This is a genomic window from Paraburkholderia sp. BR14374, from assembly GCF_040948685.1.
GTDB lineage: Bacteria > Pseudomonadota > Gammaproteobacteria > Burkholderiales > Burkholderiaceae > Paraburkholderia > Paraburkholderia youngii.
The window spans coordinates 140,571-160,408 of the sequence record NZ_JBFPKF010000015.1; the positions used below are offsets into that span (position 1 = coordinate 140,571).

Below are 19,838 nucleotides of genomic sequence, written 5' to 3' on the forward strand. Positions count from 1 at the left end.
ATGTCGATCCGGTGGTGCGTCGATCGTCGTTACCTGGCAAGACAATCGGTCACGAACCCCTCGTAGTCCCACTCAGGAGCACACACTGTGAACAAACTCGACAATCCGATCCTGCAAGTCCTGGAAGGCTACAAGGCCGCGGTATGGGCCAAAGACGTGGACTCGTTCGTCGCGCTCTACGACCGCGATGCGGTGGTGTTCGACATGTGGGGTACATGGTCGTACAACGGCATCGCATCGTGGCGCGCGATGACTGAGGGCTGGTTCGGTTCGCTGGGTGCGGAACGGGTGATCGTGGATTTCAGCGACGCGCATACGATGGTTGCCGCGGACCTTGTCGTCGTTCACGCCTTCGCGACATACAAAGCCGTCGACGCCGGCGGCGTGGAACTGCGTGCGATGGACAATCGCCTGACCATGGCGCTGAGGCAGCAGGCCGAGGATGGAAGATCGTCCACCAGCACACCTCTTCTCCGATCAAGGCCGGCACGGCGCAGGTGATGTTCAGGCGCTAGCGGTTTTCCGGTTCGACATCGCGCTTCGACTCGCGAATATCATGGCTGCGCGACTTTCCAACTAGCGATGTACCTTCTGTCTAAAGGCAGCCATGAAACCATTGCTTGCCGGCCGATGCCTTTGCGGCGCCGTCCATTACTCGGTAAGAGACGAATTCGTCTATGCGTTGAACTGCCACTGTTCGAACTGTCGGCGCGCAACCGGATCGGCGTTCAAACCCTTCGCGGGGATCGAGCGCGACAAGCTGCGCATCACGGAGGGCGAAGACAGCCTGTTGTTCTTCGGTGATGAGCAGGCGTCGCACGATGTGCGCTGCAAAAAATGTGGAAGCCTGATGTTCTCAGTGGTTCGTAACGGTGAATACGTTCACGTCACGCTCGGCACCCTCACGGACTCGCCTTCCATCTCTCCCACTGCCCACATTTTCGTGGGTTCCAAGGCGCCGTGGTATTCGATCACTGATCAACTGCCCCAACACGACGAATTCGGCTAACTCTTTTCCTATCGCAGCATTGCCTCGAAAGACCGTACCACCTCGGCATTGAATCGTTGATGGAACGCCGCCCGGTCGAAGCCCGGCGCGCTTTCGCAGATCTGCGGGCGCAGCCGCGCAAGACGCGTATCGCAGGGCGGCAGGAAGTCATAGTGGCCTGCGTTAGCCACCAGACGATAATCGGCAGCGCGGGGCAGGTCGTCCCGCACCGGCTCGTCGTACCACGGATGCGGCTGATGACGATCGTCGGCGGCGCTCCACAGTTGGACCGCAGCGCGCACGCGGCCCAAGCCCGCGCGGCCAAACGCGAAGCCGAACGATGGCGCGGCGATAACAACCGCTTTGATGCGCGCATCGTGGACCCAGACACCGGCGGGAACATGCGCGCCGAAATGGACGTCGACGCTCGCATGCCGCAAAGCGTCGCACAGGTCATGATCCGGGTGGACTTCGCAAAACGGGGCGATTTTCGACAGATCCGGGATGCCGCCCGCGGCCACGAGCACGGTGAAGCCGCCGTTGGAAAAGCCGAATGCGCCGATGCGGTCTGCATCGAGCCGCTCGTGCCCCCGCCAGTCGTCGAGCATGTAGTCCACCAGCCGATTAAGCTGCGCGGGCCGGCGCCAGAGTTCCAGCACGTGGCTCTGATCATCGAAGGTATCGCCGGCGTGACTGACCGCCGCCGCGACGAAGCCCGCGCGAGCCAGCGCGAGAGCCGTGTCGTAATGAGCGCCGTACCAGCCGCCGCCGCCGTGCGACAACACCACCAGCGGCAGGTGATCGCCCGCGATCGGAGCGTCGGCGGCGACGGTCTGGGTAGCGCCGCCCAACGCGTGCGGTGTGGCCGGCGCGTCGGTCGGATACCAGATTCCGGCAGTGAGCGGCGGCTCGGCGCCGTTCGGTATGTCGACCTTCTGAAAGCCGACCCCGGCGGCGCGGGCCGGCGCGCCAGCAACCAAGGCCAGCAGAACGGCGACGATAAGCATCAATCTCACGGTGCTCTCCATGATCGTCGTCGGCGAGCGGAACGGCGGACGGTTCGAGGCTATGAGACCAAAGTCCAATTGAATCTTTGAGGTGCGGGTTCAATAGTAGTGAAACGCCGCGTTCTGTCGACGACAAGGCCGGCGCGATTCTCTTCCTGAAGATGCCGGAATTGCAGGCAGGCCTTGGTATTGGCGTCAAAAACGTTCCAGTGGGTTCGAGTTTTCGCGATTGCTGGCATATCACGGTGTCGCCGCGCATCCGCGCCGCGACCTGGCCGGAGAGGAACCTATGCTGCTCACACCGCTTTCCCAACGCACGCCTGCGAGAGAGATGCTCGATGTGCTGATCCGCGCCGGACTCATTGCGATCCTGGCCGTGTTCTGCTTTCGGATCTTCGCGCCGTTTCTTAACCTGATGGCCTGGTCGGTGATTCTGGCGATCACGCTGTATCCGCTGCAGGTCCGTCTGCGCCATACGCTCGGCGGCAAGGATGGTCTGATCGCCACGCTGATCATCCTCGTAGCGTTTGCCGTGATTCTGGTGCCCACGTATGCGTTGGGTCTCGCGGTCGCCGATTCGATCGAGAAATCGATAGCCATTGCGAAGAGCGGTAGCTTCCAGATTCCGCCTCCGGCGGAGTCGGTGGCGAGTTGGCCGCTGGTCGGCCAGCGTGTGTACGACTTTTGGCAACAGGCATCGACGGATCTGACCGGCCTTGCGCAAAGGTTCGCCCCGCAGCTGAAGGAGGCCGGCCTTGCCGTGCTGGCAACGGTGACGGGCCTCGGCGCCGGACTGGTGATATTTTTTGTCGCGCTGATCATCGCGGGAATCCTGATGGCCCACGGTGAGAAGGGCTATCACAGCGCGGTGCAGATCGCCTCGCGCATCTCGGGTCCCGAGAACGGGGTTCAGATCGCCGATCTTTGCACGGCGACGATTCGCGCGGTGGCCCAAGGTGTGGTGGGCATCGCGTTTATCCAGATGCTGCTGATCGGCATCGGTTTCATCGTGAAGGGGATACCCGGCGCGGGGCTGCTCGCGCTGGCCGTGCTGCTGCTCGGCATCATGCAACTGCCGGCCACGCTGATCACCATTCCGGTGATCGCGTTCGTGATCGTCACGGACGGCGTGAGCACCGCAAACATCATCTTCGCGGTGTATGTGTTCGTCGCGGGCCTCGCCGACAACGTGCTCAAACCGTTGATGCTGGGCCGCGGCGTTGCGGTGCCGATGCCCGTCGTGCTGATCGGAGCGCTCGGCGGCATGGTGACGGGCGGGGTGATCGGGCTATTCGTCGGGCCCGTGATGCTGGCCGTCGGCTATCAGCTGTTCTGGCGCTGGGTTCGTGACCAGCCGCAACCCACGCAAACCGCGCAGATCCACGAACAAAAGCAGACCTGAAGCGCGAGGATGGCTCCGTGTCACCGTTCACGCGTCCGTACGGGATCGCAGCGCTCTTTGGGGCGCTCGGCCTGAGCGGATGTATGCGGGTGGGTCCGGACTTCAAGCCGCAGCATGAAGCGTGGAGCGAGCACTGGAGCAGTGCGTCGATCACGCAGGTCACGCAGCAAAGCGCACAGCCGGACGTGCGCCAATGGTGGCTGATTTTCGGCGACCAGAATCTCGAACGTCTGATCGCGGAAGCCGACGCGAACAACGGCGACCTGAAGATCGCCGGACTGCGCGTTCTCGAGGCGCGCGCACAGCTCGGCATCGCGCTCGCGGGACGCTATCCGCAGGTGCAGCAGGCGAGTGCCGAGGTACTCGCGTCGGCGCGCAAGCGCTCGGGGGGCTCCAATCCGCGCTCCGGTGCGTTCGTGCAGTACGGCGCGGGTTTCGCGATCGGCTGGGAGCTGGATTTCTGGGGGCGTTTCAGCCGCGCGATCGAATCGGCCGACGCCGCGTTCTTCGCCGCGCAAGCGAACCGCGACGATGCGCTGGTTCTGTTGCACGCTCAGGTGGCGGATACCTATTTCACGCTGCGGGTCGCACAGGCGCGGCTACGTATCGCGCGCGAGAACGCCCAATTGCAGAAACGCAGCTACGACATCGCGCAAAAGCTCTTCAAGGCCGGCGAATCCGATGAACTCGACTTCCAGCAGGCGAAGACGCAGTACCTGGGGACACTGAGCAGCATCCCCGATCTCGAAAGCCAGATCGTGCTGGCGCGTCATGCGCTGTCGGTGCTGATCGGGCGAGCGCCTGGGCCGCTGCCGGAACTCGACGTGCAGGCGGGCAAGGAAGGCGTGGTGCCGCTGGTGGATCATGCGGTGCTGCAAGACGTGCCGGCCGATCTGCTGTTGCGCCGCCCCGACGTTCGCGCGGTCGAGCATCAGATGGCTTCGCAGTCGGCGCTGATCGGCGTCGCTAAAGCGGATCTGTACCCGTCCGTATCGTTGCTCGGCACGCTGACGTGGAGCGCCAGTTCGCTCGCGGGCGCGCCGAGCACACTGCTTTTTGCCGCGGGCCCGAGCGTCACGTGGAACGTGTTCGATTACGGCAGGATCACGAACAACGTGCGCGTCCAGGACGCGCGGCTGCAAGAGTTGACGCTCGCTTATCAGAACACGGTGCGCGAGGCAGCGCGCGAGGCCGACGATGCCGCGACCGCGCTGATCGCCGCGTTGCAGCGCGACACCATTCTGAATGACGCGCAAGGCGCGGCACGGCGCTCGCTGACGCTCGCCAACACGATCTATCGGGAAGGGTATTCGGACTTCCAGCGGGTGCTTGATGCGCAGCGCGCGCTGTTTGCGCAGCAGGACGCGTACGTGGTCAATCGCAGCAATGCGCTCGGCAGCGTGATCGCGCTTTACAAGGCGCTCGGAGGCGGCTGGGAGACGGAACAGCCACTCGTCGATGCGGCGACCCGCGCGCAGATGCGGCAACGCACGGATTGGGGCGACCTGCTCGACGAAACGGCGCCGGCTTCCGGTACGCCGGGGCAGGCCGAAGGGGCGTCACGATGAGCGATACCCAGGATACTCGCGAGCCTCCAACCGCCGCCGCGCCGAAGTCGTCGACGCCCGCCGCCGACCCTTCCGGCAGGGCGGTCAAAGTGGTGGTCTGTCTGATCGTACTGAGCCTGATCTGGTATCTGCTCGCCGACCGTTTCACGCCGTATACGCAGCAGGCGCGCATTCAGGCCTATGTCGTGCCCGTTGCCGCCGAGGTGTCGGGACGCGTGACCCGGGTGTTCGTCCACAACAACCAGGATGTCAACGCCGGGGACGTGCTGTTCGAAGTCGACAGCGAGCCCTACCGCATTGCCGCTGACCGCGCGCGCGCCGATCTGGAGTCCACGCGCCGTCAGGTCGGTGCCGGCACGGCCGGCATCGAATCGGCTCTCGCGGCGTTGCGGGCCGCCGTCGCGAACGAGGTCAAGGCGCGCCAGGACAGCGACCGACTCGAGCGGCTCTATCGCGAAGACGAGGGCACTGTGTCGCTGCGACGTCTCGAGGTCGCGCGGGCGACGCATGAACAGGCGCGAAGCCAGGTCGAGGGAGCGCGTGCCGAAGTCGCGCGCGCGCGGGAGCAACAGGGCGGACACGAGGCAGAGAACGCGCAGTTGCGCAGCGCAGCCAGCGCATTGGAGAAGGCCGAACTCGATCTCGCCAATGCGCGGATCAGGGCCCGTTCGAGCGGTGTCGTAACCGATCTGCGCACGGAAGTCGGTCAGTTCGCGGCCGCGGGCAATCCGGTGATGACGCTGATCGCGATCCGCGACGTGTGGGTTAGCGCCGACATGACGGAGAACAATCTGGGCCATCTGAAACCCGGCACGCGCGTCGAGATCGCATTGGACGTGCTGCCCGGTGAAGTATTCGGCGGGCGGGTCCGCAGTGTCGGCTATGGCGTGAGCGTAGGACAGACCACGCCGGCCGGCAGCCTGCCCACCGTGCAGAATAGCCGCGACTGGCTGCGTCCCGCGCAACGTTTTCCGGTGATCGTCGAATTCGACGACAGCGAGCGCGCCCGTCTGCGTGATCTGCGGGTGGGCGGGCAGGCCGAAGTGATGGCGTTTCCGACCCAGGGCAATCCGCTCAATCCGCTGGGACACGCGTTCATCCGGCTGATGAGCTGGCTTTCCTATGTCTATTGAGAGGCCCATGCAGCTCGTGACCCAACGCCTCGGATATCGCGCGATACGTGTTGCGCTGGGAACGGCGATCGCCGTTGCGGTCAGCTTCGGACTCGATTTCCCGATCCCGGTCGTCGCGCCGGTATTCACGGTTTTTTTGCTGGCCACGCAGAATCGTCCGCTGTCGTTGAAGGCCGGCGTGATTCTGTCGCTGGTCGTCGCGTCGACCACCGGCAGCGGCTTGCTGCTGGTTCCGTTGCTGCGTCATTACGCGCTGGCCGGTGTGATGATCGTCGGCCTGATGTTGTTCTTCGCGTTTCGTTATGGTCTGCGCGGCGGCAACAATCTCGTTGCCACTTTTCTGGTCGCGGGACTGACGATGATTTCCGCCGCGGGCACGGCCGACTTCGAGCTGGCCTTGACAGTAGTCGGCGCACTGGCGAAGGGGCTGCTGCTGGCCGTGCTGGTGTCGACGCTTACGTACAGCCTGTTTCCCGAGCGCATGGACGCACGAGAACAGCCCGCCGCGGCAGCGATGGCGCAAGACAAGGCCGCCTATATCGCGCTGCGTGCCGCGCTCGTCGTGATGCCGGCTTATCTGCTCGCGATGACCGATCCGGCGAACTACATGCCGATCATCATGAAGTCCGTGAGCCTCGGCAGACAAACCTGCACGACCTCGGCTCGCGGCGCCGCGCGCGATCTGATCGGCTCGACGCTGCTCGGCGGTCTGCTCGCGATCGCGTTCTGGTTTGCGCTGAGGCTGTTCGTGCATCTGTGGATGTTCTTTCTGTGGATGCTGCTGTTCGGTCTGCTGGTGGGGCGCAAACTGTACGGCCTGCAACCGACGCGTTGCTCGCCGGGCTTCTGGCTGAACAGTCTCGTGACGATGATCATTCTGCTCGGGCAATCGGTGCAGGACAGCGTGGCGGGCAAGGATGTCTACACCGCGTTTGCCGTGCGAATGGGGCTCTTTCTGGCCGTCACGGTCTACGCATGTTTGATGCTTCTGCTTTTCGAACAACACCGCCGGGTGGAGTGAGGTGGTGCGTCATGCCGCAAAGCCGACCCGGTGATCGCAACAGGAGCGTGCAATGGAAAATGCGACAGGCGACGGCGCGGGCCGACCTCGGGCCGGCGAGATCCTGAGGGAAATGGCGATCACCGTGTGGTATCTGCGAGCGATTCTGATCGGCCTGCTTCTGCTATTCGTGCTGCTGACGATTGGCATGTACTACTGGGGCGCGCCAGTCGAGACCGCGAACCGCACACCGTCGCCGCTGGGCGAAACGGTGTATTTCTGCGCGATCACGGCACTTACTATCGGGTACGGCGACGTCGTGCCCACTTCGTCGTTTGGCCGGATCGACGCCGCATGCCTCGGGCTGATCGGCGTGGTCTTCACCGGCTTGATCGTGGCCGCCGCTGTGCGTGGTGTGCAGGAGGCCGCGCATCGGGCGCAAAGGATCGGATAGCGAGGTAAGGTATCGCGGTCGGGCAGAGTCCGGCCGTGCATGTCGGCGTCGCCGTCGTCGGGAAGGCGGGCTGGCGCGCGGTATGCTTCCCTCGAAGTCTTGACGCAATGGAGACGACACACAATGGCACGCTTGCTTTGCGATATCTGCGGTGTCCGGCCGGCGACGGTGCGGCTTGCGGTACTTCAGAACAACCAGCGTCAGGTGCTCGACGTCTGTGATTTTCACTACGCGCAACTGACCCGCCATCAACGCTCTATCTCGCCGCTCGAAGCGCTGTTTCGCGCACAGGCATCGGCCCAGGAGCCGTCCGCTGCCGATCCGCATGCCGCGCAGCAGCCCGTCGAAGGCGGCGAATCGTTCAGCATCGAGCGGCATTTCAGCGACGTCGCAATGGAGATGCTGCAGCGCGCTGCTGAAACCGCGGCGCAATTCGGCCGTCGCGAGGTCGATACCGAACACCTGCTGTACGTGCTCGCCGACCATGCGGCCGTCGAAGCGATCCTCGCTTCGCTCGGTGTGAAGGGAAGCGATTTGCGCGCCTATATCGACGCGAACGCAGAGAAGCGCGAACCCGCCGCACCGAGCCCGCGCGAGCCGATGGGTGTCTCGCCGCGGCTGAAGAGCGCGCTCGATCGCGCGTTCCTGGCTTCCCGCCAACTGGGTCACAGCTCGGTCGGCGCCGAACATCTGCTGATCGGTCTGGCCGAAGTGCCGGAGAGCTTTGCGGGGCAACTGCTGGGCCGGCTCGGCGTTCAAGCGCCGGCGCTGCGTCAGCAGACGCTGCGTGCGGCCGGCGTGCAGAAGCCAGCGGCGCCGCGCCAGCCGTCGCGCACGCCGCAGCTCGACAAGCACAGCCGCGACCTCACGGTCCTCGCGCGCGAAGGCCGGCTCGACCCCGTGATCGGACGGTCCAGCGAAATCGAAACGATGGTCGAAGTGCTCGCGCGCCGGCGCAAGAACAACCCGGTGCTGATCGGCGAGCCCGGCGTCGGCAAAACGGCGGTCGTCGAAGGGCTGGCACAGCGGATGATCAACGGTGACGTGCCGGAGTCGCTGCGCAACAAGCGGCTCGTCGAGCTCAACGTGAATTCGATGGTCGCGGGCGCGAAGTACCGGGGCGAATTCGAAGAGCGCGTGAAGCAGGTGATCGACGAAGTGCTGGAAAACCAGGAATCGCTGGTGCTGTTCGTCGATGAAGTGCATACGATCGTCGGCGCGGGGCAGGGCGGTGGCGAAGGCGGTCTCGACATCGCCAACGTGTTCAAGCCGCCGATGGCGCGCGGCGAACTCAATCTGATCGGTGCAACGACGCTCGCCGAATATCAGAAGTACATCGAAAAGGATGCGGCGCTCGAGCGGCGCTTTCAGCCGGTGCTGATCGCCGAGCCGTCCGTCGTGCAGACCATCAACATTCTGCGCGGACTGCGCGACAGGCTGGAGGCGCATCACAAGGTGACGATCCAGGACGATGCGATCGTCGGCGCGGCGGAGTTGTCGGATCGCTATATCTCCGGGCGCTTTCTGCCCGACAAGGCGATCGACCTGATCGATCAGGCCGCGGCGCGTGTCAATCTGTCGTCGACATCGCGTCCTGCCGCCGTGCTCGAACTCGAAGCGGAAATCGGCCAATTGCGCCGCGAGCAGGACTATGCGGCATCGCGTAAGCAGTTCGATCGCGCGCATGCGCTCGGCGGCGAGATCACCGCGAAGGAAGAGCAGTTGCGCGAGTCGACCGACGCGTGGAAGAAGAGCATCGGCACCCACACATCGCATGTGAGTATCGGGCAGGTCGCCGAAATCGTCGCGCGGCTCACCGGCATTCCCGTCGCGCAGTTGACGGCCGAGGAAAAGGAGCGGCTTCTGAATATGGAGCAGCGCTTGCATCAGCGCGTGATCGGCCAGGATGAAGCCGTCGTGGCCGTCAGCGATGCGGTGCGGCGCGCGCGTGCCGGCTTGCAGGCGCGGCACCGGCCCACCGCCGTGTTTCTGTTTCTGGGGCCGACCGGTGTCGGCAAAACCGAGCTGGCGAAAGCGCTCGCCGAAGTCGTGTTCGGCGACGAGGATGCGATGCTGCGCTTCGACATGAGCGAATACATGGAGCGCCATACCGTCGCGCGTTTGATCGGTTCGCCGCCCGGCTACGTCGGCTACGAAGAGGGCGGGCAGCTGACCGAACGGGTGCGGCGCAGACCGTACAGCGTGATCCTGCTCGACGAAATCGAAAAGGCGCATCCCGACGTGTACAACGTGCTGCTGCAGGTTTTCGACGATGGACGCCTGACGGACGGCAAAGGGCGCGTCGTCGATTTCAGCAATGCGCTGATCATCGCGACGAGCAATCTCGCGTCCGACGTGATCACCGGACAGAATCGCACGGGGCCGGGATTTTTCAGCCAGGCGGGCTCCGTCAGCGTGGAAAGCGGCGTGATGAACGTGCTGCGGCAGCATTTCAGGCCGGAGTTCCTCAACCGGATCGACGACATCATCGTGTTCAAGTCGCTGGGCCGCGACGAGACGCGCCATATCGTGCGGATTCTGCTGGAGCAGGTGCGGCGCATTGCCAGCAGTCAGGACATCGAGTTGAGCTTCGACGACTCGCTCATCGACCATCTCGCGACCGAGGGCTACCGGCCCGAGTTCGGCGCGCGCGAACTGCGCCGGCAGATTCAGCAGCGCGTCGAAAATCCGTTGGCGAAGGCGTTGATCAATGGCGATATCGGTGAAGGGATGCGGGTGGTTTGCCGCTACGACTCGCAGGAGCAGCGGGTGGCGTTCGAGCCCGTCTCCGAAGCAGGGGGAGCATTGCCGTAGAAGGCGATCGAGGCGCTTACAGAGCCTCTTTCATGGGGCTCTTGACTATTGACTACCGGCGCAAAAAGGGGGAGCTTCTCTGCTTGGGTTGGGTTCGCTGTTGTCTCGATCGTTTCGACTATCCGAGGTGACCATGTGGATCTTCCGTGTCAATGAGCCTCGTCTTGGAGCCATCCGTATTCGCGAATGGCGCCGCCGCGCACGCCACACGGTCGGCCTTCTAGTTCTGCTGCTCTGCAGTGCCGCCACCGGGCTGTTCATCCTGGATCAGTCCAATACCTCGTTCCCAAACAAAGCACTTACATCGGTGTGGAATGGGCTCAACCTCGTCACGACACTCGGCGCCTTTGGCGAATTCAATCGGCCTCAAAAGATCTTCATGCTGGTAGCGATGATCGCGACCATGCTGATCGGCGGGTTCGCGGTTTCGAGGCTCACTGGCATGCTATCCGGCGACGACGTGATGGCTTATCGGGAGAACAGGATCATGGAGCGCAAGCTCGACCAACTCGCCGATCATGTCGTGGTAGTGGGATTTCATTCGCTCGGTGAACTGGTCGCCGGGCGGCTGCGCGACGCCGGACATACGGTGCTCGTGCTCGTGGGCGATCAGGGGCAGGCCGAACGGGCGGCGGATCACGATTTTCAGGTCGTGCAAGGTCCGCCCGGCGAATTCGACGACGTGCTTAAGCACGCGCGGCTGGACCGTGCCAAAGCGCTGGTCGTGACGACCCCCGACAGCAACAACAATCTGGCGATCACGCTGGCGGCGCATACGCTGAATGCGTCGCTCGCGATTGCAGTGCCCGGCGAAAACCCCTTGAGAAAGATGTTGTTCGAGAGCGCGGGGGCATCCAACGTGGTGATCGCGAACGAGATCATCGCGAACGCGCTGGTCGGCAAGCTCACGACCTGAGTGGAGGTGGACACATGAAACCAGCGGCTTCCACGCGCTCTCATCTGCATCACTCGCTGTTTCTGCAAGGGCTTCTGCCCTTCAATTCCTCTCAACTGCCGCGCGACATCATCGCCGGGCTCACGCTCGCGGCCCTCGGCATACCCGAGGTGATGGGATACACGAAGATATCGGGCACACCCACCGTCACGGGCCTTTATACGATCCTGTTGCCGCTGGTGGCGTTCGCGGTTCTGGGCGCTTCGCGTCAACTGGTAGTCGCGGCGGACTCCGCGACGGCCGCGATCCTCGCCGGTACCTTGACGACCGTGGCTGCATTGGGCAGCAAGGAATACATCGGCCTGACGAGCACGGTGGCCCTGACGGTCGCCGTGATGCTGGTGATCGCGCGAATCTTTCGGCTCGGCTTTCTGGCCGACTTTCTTTCACGTAGCGCGTTGATCGGCTTTCTGACGGGGGTAGGCGTGCAGGTCGCGGCGGGGGAACTCGCCGGGCTGCTCGGGCTCGCGAAAGAGGGGCATGGCCCCGTCATGCAACTGGTGAGCGTGGTTCAACGTGTGGCCGCAGCGAACTATCCGACCACGCTCCTTTCGCTTGCCGTACTCGCGGTGATCATCGGCTGCAAGCGTCTCGCGCCGCATGCGCCAGGCGCGCTGATCGCCGTGGTCGGCTCCATCGTGGCGAGCGGGGTGTTCAATTTCGCCGCACACGGCATCGCGGTGACGGGCGAAGTGCCCGGCGGACTGCCGTCGCTGTTCGTGCCGCCGCTGCACATGAGCGAGATCAACCAGGTACTGGCGACGGCGGCCTCGTGCTTCATCGTCATCATCGCGCAGAGCGCCGCGACGGCGCGTGCCTACGCGGCCCGCAACAACGAGAAGGGCGACGATAACGCCGACATCATCGGACTCGCGGCGGCGAACGCGGCCGCGGCGTTTGCCGGCACCTTCGTCGTGAACGGCAGTCCGACCAAGACCGAGATCATCGACGATGCGGGAGGACGCACCCAGGTCGCTCATCTGAGCACCGCCGTGATCGTGCTGCTGGTGCTGTTGTTCCTCACGAGGCCGCTCAGCCTGATGCCTGCCGCCGTGCTGTCGGCAATCGTCTTCATGATCGGTGTGAAGCTGATCGACGTGAAGGGGATGGCCGAACTGTTTCGCATGCAGAAGGACGAATTCGTCGTTGCGTTGCTCGCGGCGGGCGTGGTCGTGTTCGTCGATGTGATGCACGGCATTCTCGCCGCCGTCGTGCTGTCGCTGATCGCGCATGCGCGGCATAGCTATCGGCTGCGCACGCGCGTGTTGACGCGCGGCCCCGCCGGCCACTGGATTCCTCATCACGTCGAGCCGAATCTGCTCGCGGCACCCGGCATCGTCATCTACCGGTTCGAGGCGGATCTGTTCTATGCGAACACGGGGCGCTTCACCGAGGAAGTGCTGAAAATCGTCAACGAAGCGAACGTTCCGTTGCGCTGGGTCGTGATCGACGCAACCGAGATCAGCAATATCGACTACACGGCCGGCAAGACCTTGCTCCAGCTGGGTGCGGAACTCGACCAGCGCGGCCTGGGTATCGCGGTGGTCGCGGTGCCGGCTGGCGTGCGGCACGAACTCGAGCGGTATAAGGCACTGCGGACGAGCGGCGCGCATCGCGAGATCTTCGAGACGGTCGATGCGGCGATCGACGCACTGCGCGATCTGTCGCCACCCGCGTGGGCGGCAGCCCCGGACGCCGACAAGCCGGGATAAAGCAAGGCAAAGTGAAGTGACGGGAAGGGAAGTGACATGACAGGGCCGCTTGATCCCGATTCGAACAAGGAGTGACGCGTGTCTGATTCCGCTGCTGAGAAGTCCATCCAACCCGCCACGGATCGCGCCGCTCCGAAGACGCTGGCGGCACAGGAAGATCCGTCCATGCTGTTCGCCGGGCGTGGCTCGCTGGCCGCGCGCATGGAGCAGGGCAAGGCGGCGCGCAAGAAGGCGCCGCGCGCGGAGCTGGGAATCTGCAAGATCGTCGATCGCGATCCCATCGCTCTGCTCGATGCGTCCAACGTGGGCCGCGTGCCGGAGCTGATACCGATCCGCTACGGTCGGATGGTCGCGAGTCCGTTCGCGTTCTATCGGGGTGCCGCGCCGCTGATGGCGCACGACCTATCGAAGCTGCCTCATTCCAACGTGAGCGTGCAATTGGGCGGCGATGCGCATCTCGCTAATTTCGGACTGTTCGCGAGTCCGGAACGGCGCATTCTTTTCGGGCCAAACGACTTCGACGAAACCCTGCCGGGTCCGTTCGACTGGGACGTGCGCAGGCTCGCCGCTTCGTTCGTGATTGCCGCGCGCGAACGAGGCTTTACGATTCGCGACCAGCGCGCCGTGGTACGCCGGCTCTGCGAGACCTTCCGGCAACGGCTCGCCGGATTGAGCAGCATGGACACGCTCGACGTCTGGTATTGCCAGTTCAAGGCAGCGAGCATGCTGGCGATTGCCGATTCGGTGGAGGAAAGACGGAAAGAACTGGCCGTCATCGAAAAGGCGAGGCAGCAGTCATCACGTTCCGTGCTGACTCGCGCAACCGAGATGGTCAACGGCAAGCTGCGCATCAAGGACTCGCCCCCGCTCGTGTACCACGTCCCGCTCGAGAGCAAGCACGACCAGAAACAGTACCAAACGCTGGTACGGCGCTTTTTCGCCGACTATCGGCTGACGCTTCCCGATGACAGGCGCGCACTGTTCGATCGCTATGAGCTGGTGGATATCGCCATTCGCGTGGTGGGCATCGGCTCGGTGGGAACGCGTTGCTACGAGACGCTCTTCATGGCCGACGGAGAGTGCCCGCTGTTCCTGCAACTCAAGGAGGCGCGGGCTTCCGTGCTGGAGGAGTATCTGCCGCCGAGCCGCTATGCCAATCACGGCCAGCGCGTGGTGAACGGGCAGCGTCTGCTGCAGTCGGCCAGCGACATTTTCCTCGGCTGGTCGAAGATGCATCACACCGGCAACGACTTCTATGTGCGGCAATTGCGCGACATGAAGGGGGCGTTCGACTTCACCACGTTCGACGTCGAAGATCTGGGGGAATATGCGGTGTCCTGCGCTCACGCGCTGGCGCATTCGATGGCGAAAGCAGGCGACCCCGCATTGCTCAGCGGATATGTCGGCAAGTCGGAGGCATTCGACGAAGCCGTCGTGCAATTCGCGCTCGCTTATGCGGAGCAGAATGAGGCGGACTGGACGGTTTTGAAAGCGGCAGTCAAGGCGGGACGTATTCAGGCCATTCGTGAATGAGGTTCAAGTCCCAGCCTGATTTCTTCTCAACCACATCGCCTAATTGCCTTCCGGCATTTTCGACGAATGATGGCTGGTAATCAGCCAGTTGTGTCCATTCCACGCGTAGGTGAACGTATAGCGCGCCTTGACGACCGAGCCGTCCGCGAACTTGAACGTATAGAGCCCCGAGTCGATCGCCGTATTACATTCGATCATGATGTCGCGGAAGTCGATCGTGCCGACCGGTTTGTTTTCGAGGAAGTGTTTGAAATAGTCGAGCTTTTCGTCGGCGGTCAAACGCGGCTTGTTCGAGACGGTCGGCAGCAGGATCGAGTTCGGTGCGTAGTTCGCCACGACCTTCTGCGGGTCGCCGGTTTTCAGCGAGTCGTTCCAGCGATCGAACAGTGCGGAAATCTGCTTCTCCGACGCGGGATGGCAGGTTTCGGACCTCGCGAATGCGCTGCCATGCACCACGAGCGCACCCATCGCGAGGACGACGGACGGCCCATATACGCTGATTCTCATGATGCCCTCCGCGATCGACATTAGAGGATGACAGACCGGGTGATTTGGGTAACTTCAGCTCGCTTCTTCGAGGACCACGACACTGCGCGCTTCCACGCGACATTGCTCGCTTTCGATGACGCCCTGCTGCGCAACTTGCACGATGTCATGCGGACTGTCGCGCGCGGTATCGACGATGCGCCGCCAGTGCCGCGCGTCTGGCGCGGGCAACTCGACCGTGCGCGCGCAATCGCTCATGTTGAACACCATGTGCAGTGCCGGCTCGCCCGGCTTTTCGCCGCCCAGCGTGACGGCGAGAAGCCGCGCGCCGGCATCGTGCCAGCCGGGCTCGTTCAGGCGCTCGCCATGCCATGCCACATCCGGCCGCGTTTGCCCGGGCGATGGCCGGCCGGTCAGGAAGTTCTGCCGGCGCAAACTTGCGTGGCGCATGTGCAGCGCAATCAATTCACGCACGAAGCGCGACATGGCCGAGCCGGTTTCAGTGGGTGTCCAGTCGAACCAGCTGAGCGCGTTGTCCTGACAATAGGCGTTGTTGTTGCCGCGCTGGCTGCGCAGCACCTCGTCGCCGGCGAGCATCATCGGCACGCCCTGGCTCAGAAACAGAATGGCCATCAAGTTGCGCGCCTGGCGCAGCCGCAGCGCGAGAATCGTCGGGTCGGAGGTCTCGCCCTCGGTCCCGCAGTTCCACGACAGGTTATTGGAGCTGCCGTCGCGATTCCCGTCGCCATTGACCTCGTTGAGTTTCGTCTCGTAGCTCACCAGATCGATCAGCGTGAAACCGTCGTGGCACGTGACGAAGTTGATGCTGTTGTCGGGCAGCCTGCCGCCGTCCGCATACAGGTCCGAACTGCCCGCGATGCAGGTGGCGACCTCCCCGATCAGGCCCGGGTCGCCGCGCACGAAACGGCGAATCACGTCCCGATAGCGGCCGTTCCACTCGGCCCACGCCATGCCGGGAAAGGCGCCCACCTGGTACATGCCGGCGGCGTCCCACGCTTCCGCGATCAACGGCACGTGCGCAAGCACACGCGAAGACTCCATCGCCCAGGGCAGCGGTGGATCGGCCATCAGCTCGCCGTGCTGGTCGCGCGCGAAGACACTCGCCAGATCGAAGCGGAACCCGTCGACGCCCAGTTCCTCCACCCAGTATTCGAGGCAATGAACGATAAACGCCGTCACCAGCGGATGGTTGCAGTTGACCGTGTTGCCGCAGCCGGTGTAGTCCCGATAGCGACGCCGGTCGGTCTCGTCGAGGTGGTAGAAAATATCGTTGACGAGGCCCTTGAAGTTGATGACGGGCCCCGTCTCGCCGGCTTCCGCCGTATGGTTGAACACGACGTCGAGCAGCACCGCGATGCCCGCGGCGTGCATCGCGTCGGTGAGCGCGCGAAACTCCTGCGGCGCGCGCGCGGGGTCCAGGCAGTAGCGAGGATGCGGGCTGTAGAAGCTATGCGTGCTGTAGCCCCAGTAGTTGATCAGGCCGAGGGCTGCCGTCCCGGGCGGAACGTCCTGCTCGTCGAAGGCCATCACCGGCAGCAGCTCGACGTGGGTCACGCCGAGTTGCGTGAGATACGGAATCTTCTCGACCAGGCCGGCGAAGGTGCCGGGATGCTGGACGCCGCTCGACGGATGACGCGTGAAGCCGCCCACGTGCAACTCGTAGATGATCGCGTTGTCGAGGCCGCGCGAGATACGGTTGGGGGGCGCGTGCAGCGGTTCCGTCACGATCGCGCGGTGCGTGGCGTGCGCGGCGGGGTTCGGGTTGCGGGCCCCACGCCGTGTCCACAGAACGTCGCTGACCGCGCGGGCATACGGATCGAGGAGTTCGCGTTCGGGATCGAACGCGAAGCCGCCGGACTGCGTATCGCGCGGACCATCCACTCGCCACGTGTAGTGCGTGCCGAACGGCAGTCCTTCCACCATCACGTGCCAGAAGAAGAAGGTTCGATTCTCATCGGTACAGAGAGGGATGATCTGAAACGGCTCGGGGCTGTCCGCGGCCTCGTACAGCAATAGCTCGACGCGCGTCGCGTGGCGGCAGAAGATGCAGAAATTGATGCCCCCGGGCACCGCGCTGACGCCCGTCGGAAACCGCGAGCCGGGGCGAATCGCGTGAGCACGCAGCAATGCCGTTTCAGGGTCATTGGTCAAGGGTGATCCTTATCGGGCAGATCCTCCAGATCTTCTTGCAGTATTCGCCGATGGCCCGGTCGGAGGAAAACTTGCCCGAGCGCGCGGTGTTCAGGATCGACATGCGGGTCCAGCGCCGCGTGTCCTGCCAGGCGGCGCTGACGTCGTCCTGACGCGCCACGTAAGCGGCGTAATCGGCGAGCACGAGAAACGGGTCCGCGTGCAGCAGATTGTCGATGAGCGGGCGGAACATTTCACGGTCGCCGCGCGAAAAATGACCGTCGGCGATCAGTTGCAGCACTTCGCCCAGTTCCGCGTTGTCCTTCACGTAGTCCGCGGGGTGATAACCCGCGCGCTTCACTCCTGCCACTTCGTCGGCGGTCAGGCCGAACAGGAAGAAGTTTTCGTCGCCGACTTCTTCGCGGATTTCGACGTTGGCGCCGTCGAGCGTGCCGATCGTCAGCGCGCCGTTCATCATGAACTTCATGTTGCCGGTGCCAGACGCCTCCTTGCCGGCCGTCGAAATCTGCTCGGAGACATCGGCGGCGGGGTACATGAAGTGGGCATTCTTCACGTTGAAGTCCGGATAGAACACGACCTTCAGCCGGCCGTTTACCACCGGGTCGCTATTCACCACTTCGGCGATGCCGTTGATCAAACGGATGATCAGCTTGGCCATCACATAGCCGGGCGCGGCCTTGCCGCCGAAGACGAAACAGCGCGGCGTCAGCGCGAGTTGCGGATCGCGCAGCAGGCGCCGGTACAGTGTGACGATCAGCAACGCGTTCAGATGCTGCCGCTTGTATTCGTGGATGCGCTTGACCTGCACGTCGAACAGCGCGGCAGTATCGACGCCGATGCCCGTGACGCGGCGAATATGCTCGGCGAGCACCGCCTTGTTCGACTGCTTCACGCTGCGCCAACGCTGCTGGAACGCGGCGTCGTCGGCATAGGCTTCGAGCTTGCGCAATCGCGCCAGATCCGTGACCCAGCCAGCGCCGACGGTCTCGTCGAGCAGCCGCGCGAGCCCCGGATTGCAAAGCAGCATGAAACGGCGCGGCGTGACGCCGTTCGTGACGTTGTGAAACCGCTCGGGCCACAATTCGGCGAAGTCCCGCAGCACGGTCTGCTTGAGCAGCCCGGAATGCAGTTCGGCCACGCCGTTGATCGCGTGGGCGCCGACGGTCGCCAGATGCGCCATGCGCACGAGCTTGTCTCCGCGCTCGTCGATCAGCGACATGCGTGCGAGGCGCGCTTCATCGCCCGGAAAGCGTTGCCGGACCTCGTCGAGGAAACGCCGGTTGATCTCGTAGATGATTTCGAGCAGGCGCGGCAGCAGGTTGCGCATCAGCGGCAGCCCCCAGGTTTCGAGCGCCTCGGGCAGCAGCGTGTGATTGGTGTACGCGAGCGCGCGCCGCGTGATGTCCCAGGCCTCGTCCCACGGCAGCTCCTTGTCGTCCACCAGCAGACGCATCAGCTCGGCGACCGCGATCGACGGGTGCGTGTCGTTCAGCTGCACGTTGAACAGATCCGCGAAGTGTCCGAGCGGTTCGCCCTTGATTTCGAGCAGCCGCAGCATGTCCTGCAGCGAGCACGACACGAAGAAGTATTGCTGCGCGAGACGCAGGCGCTTGCCGATCTCGGGCTCGTCGTTCGGATACAGCACTTTCGACAGCGTCTCGGAGATGACCTTTTCGTTGACGGCCTCGTAATAGTCGCCGGCGTTGAAGTCTTGCAGGTCGAACGACTCGACCGCTTCGCTTTTCCACAGCCGCAAGGTGTTGCAGGTGTTGACGCGATAGCCCAGCATCGGGATGTCGCACGCTACGCCTTTGATCTGCCGCGTGGGGGTCCAGCGCACACGCAGGTGCCCGCGTGCGTCGGTCTCGTTGTGCGTGCTGCCGCCGAACCCGACGTAGTACGCCACCTCGGCGCGCACGATCTCCCACGGATTGCCTCTTTGCAGCCACTTGTCGGTGGTTTCGACCTGCCAGCCGTCGCGAATTTGCTGGTCGAAGATGCCGAACTCGTAGCGGATGCCATAGCCGATGGCCGGGATTTCCAGCGTCGCGAGCGAATCCAGATAGCAGGCCGCGAGCCGGCCCAGCCCGCCATTACCGAGCCCCGGTTCCTCCTCGATCTCGAGCAGCGTATCGAGGTCGACGCCGAGCGAGGCCAGCGCTTCACGCGCGTTGGCCTCGATGTCGAGGTTGGCGAGGTTGTTGCCGAGTTGCGGGCCGATCAGGAATTCGGCGGAAAGGTAGCAGGCTACGCGCGAATCGCTGACGGCGTAGGTCTGGACGGAGGCGGCCCAGCGCGCCAGCATGCGGTCGCGCACACTGTAGGCGAGCGCCATGTACCAGTCGTGCGGCGAAGCGATGGCCGGATAGCGGCCGAGCAGGCACAGCAGATTGTCGAGCACGCCGCGCTGCAGCGCGGCGGCGCTCAGGCCGGTGCGCGCCGCATCCATGCTTTGCGGCGTGGTCGTGGTGGGAGCGTCGTCCATGGAGCTTTCCCCCGGTGCGTGCTGCGCGTGAGGTTCAGAAGGGCCAGACCCAGTCGGCGACCTCGGCGCGGTCCGTGGCGTGCGTATGCGCATGGTGCAGGCGGTGGGCGCGTTGCGCAGGCGCTTCGA

At 63.9% G+C, this 19,838-nt stretch carries 15 protein-coding genes; 11 read left to right on the forward strand and 4 right to left on the reverse strand.

Annotated elements, in window-relative coordinates:
* Window positions 1–87: 87 nt before the first annotated feature.
* Together AB3X86_RS27985 and AB3X86_RS27990 are read left to right on the forward strand one after the other, a co-directional pair.
* The gene (locus tag AB3X86_RS27985; protein WP_368598513.1) at window positions 88–501 is read left to right on the forward strand and encodes a nuclear transport factor 2 family protein; all 414 of its coding nucleotides are present in this window, start codon (window positions 88–90) and stop codon (window positions 499–501) included.
* A 106-nt stretch (window positions 502–607) separates the two neighbouring features.
* Window positions 608–1,009 (forward strand): GFA family protein, encoded by a 402-nt coding sequence (locus AB3X86_RS27990; protein WP_368598514.1) that lies wholly within the window; start codon window positions 608–610, stop codon window positions 1,007–1,009.
* Window positions 1,010–1,017: 8 nt separating this feature from the next.
* Here the strand turns inward: AB3X86_RS27990 and AB3X86_RS27995 are convergent, their stop codons facing one another.
* Window positions 1,018–2,016 (reverse strand): alpha/beta hydrolase family protein, encoded by a 999-nt coding sequence (locus AB3X86_RS27995; RefSeq protein WP_368598515.1) that lies wholly within the window; start codon window positions 2,014–2,016, stop codon window positions 1,018–1,020.
* A gap of 268 nt (window positions 2,017–2,284) precedes the next feature.
* Here AB3X86_RS27995 and AB3X86_RS28000 point away from each other — a divergent pair, with 268 nt between their 5' ends.
* The 9 genes from AB3X86_RS28000 (at window position 2,285) to AB3X86_RS28040 (ending at window position 14,566) form a co-directional block, all read left to right on the forward strand.
* Entirely contained in the window at window positions 2,285–3,397 is a 1,113-nt protein-coding gene (locus AB3X86_RS28000) for an AI-2E family transporter (protein ID WP_368598516.1), read from the forward strand.
* Between the two features lie 17 nt (window positions 3,398–3,414).
* Complete coding sequence (locus tag AB3X86_RS28005; RefSeq protein ID WP_368598517.1) at window positions 3,415–4,965, forward strand: efflux transporter outer membrane subunit; 1,551 nt, start codon at window positions 3,415–3,417, stop codon at window positions 4,963–4,965.
* Window positions 4,962–6,098, forward strand: coding sequence for an HlyD family secretion protein (locus tag AB3X86_RS28010; protein WP_368598518.1), 1,137 nt, complete (start codon window positions 4,962–4,964; stop codon window positions 6,096–6,098). Before AB3X86_RS28005 ends, AB3X86_RS28010 begins: the two co-directional genes overlap by 4 nt.
* Window positions 6,099–6,105: 7 nt before the next feature.
* Entirely contained in the window at window positions 6,106–7,119 is a 1,014-nt protein-coding gene (locus AB3X86_RS28015) for a DUF2955 domain-containing protein (protein WP_368598519.1), read from the forward strand.
* A gap of 52 nt (window positions 7,120–7,171) precedes the next feature.
* Window positions 7,172–7,552 (forward strand): potassium channel family protein, encoded by a 381-nt coding sequence (locus tag AB3X86_RS28020; protein ID WP_368598520.1) that lies wholly within the window; start codon window positions 7,172–7,174, stop codon window positions 7,550–7,552.
* A 123-nt stretch (window positions 7,553–7,675) separates the two neighbouring features.
* Window positions 7,676–10,366: an AAA family ATPase gene (locus AB3X86_RS28025; protein WP_368598521.1), complete on the forward strand. Its 2,691-nt coding sequence runs from the start codon at window positions 7,676–7,678 to the stop codon at window positions 10,364–10,366.
* Between the two features lie 88 nt (window positions 10,367–10,454).
* Window positions 10,455–11,282, forward strand: a complete 828-nt coding sequence (locus tag AB3X86_RS28030) for a TrkA family potassium uptake protein (RefSeq protein ID WP_368598522.1) — start codon at window positions 10,455–10,457, stop codon at window positions 11,280–11,282.
* A gap of 14 nt (window positions 11,283–11,296) precedes the next feature.
* Window positions 11,297–13,033: a SulP family inorganic anion transporter gene (locus AB3X86_RS28035; RefSeq protein ID WP_368598523.1), complete on the forward strand. Its 1,737-nt coding sequence runs from the start codon at window positions 11,297–11,299 to the stop codon at window positions 13,031–13,033.
* A 78-nt stretch (window positions 13,034–13,111) separates the two neighbouring features.
* Window positions 13,112–14,566: a DUF2252 domain-containing protein gene (locus AB3X86_RS28040; protein WP_368598524.1), complete on the forward strand. Its 1,455-nt coding sequence runs from the start codon at window positions 13,112–13,114 to the stop codon at window positions 14,564–14,566.
* A 39-nt stretch (window positions 14,567–14,605) separates the two neighbouring features.
* On the opposite strand, the gene AB3X86_RS28045 is transcribed toward AB3X86_RS28040, so the two are convergent.
* The 3 genes from AB3X86_RS28045 to AB3X86_RS28055 are packed head-to-tail and all read right to left on the reverse strand — an operon-like array spanning window position 14,606 to window position 19,709.
* Complete coding sequence (locus tag AB3X86_RS28045) at window positions 14,606–15,073, reverse strand: nuclear transport factor 2 family protein (protein WP_368598525.1); 468 nt, start codon at window positions 15,071–15,073, stop codon at window positions 14,606–14,608.
* Window positions 15,074–15,127: 54 nt separating this feature from the next.
* Entirely contained in the window at window positions 15,128–17,224 is a 2,097-nt protein-coding gene (gene glgX, locus AB3X86_RS28050) for a glycogen debranching protein GlgX (RefSeq protein WP_368598526.1), read from the reverse strand.
* The gene (locus tag AB3X86_RS28055) at window positions 17,214–19,709 is read right to left on the reverse strand and encodes a glycogen/starch/alpha-glucan phosphorylase (protein ID WP_368598527.1); all 2,496 of its coding nucleotides are present in this window, start codon (window positions 19,707–19,709) and stop codon (window positions 17,214–17,216) included. Before AB3X86_RS28055 ends, glgX begins: the two co-directional genes overlap by 11 nt.
* Window positions 19,710–19,838 lie beyond the last annotated feature (129 nt).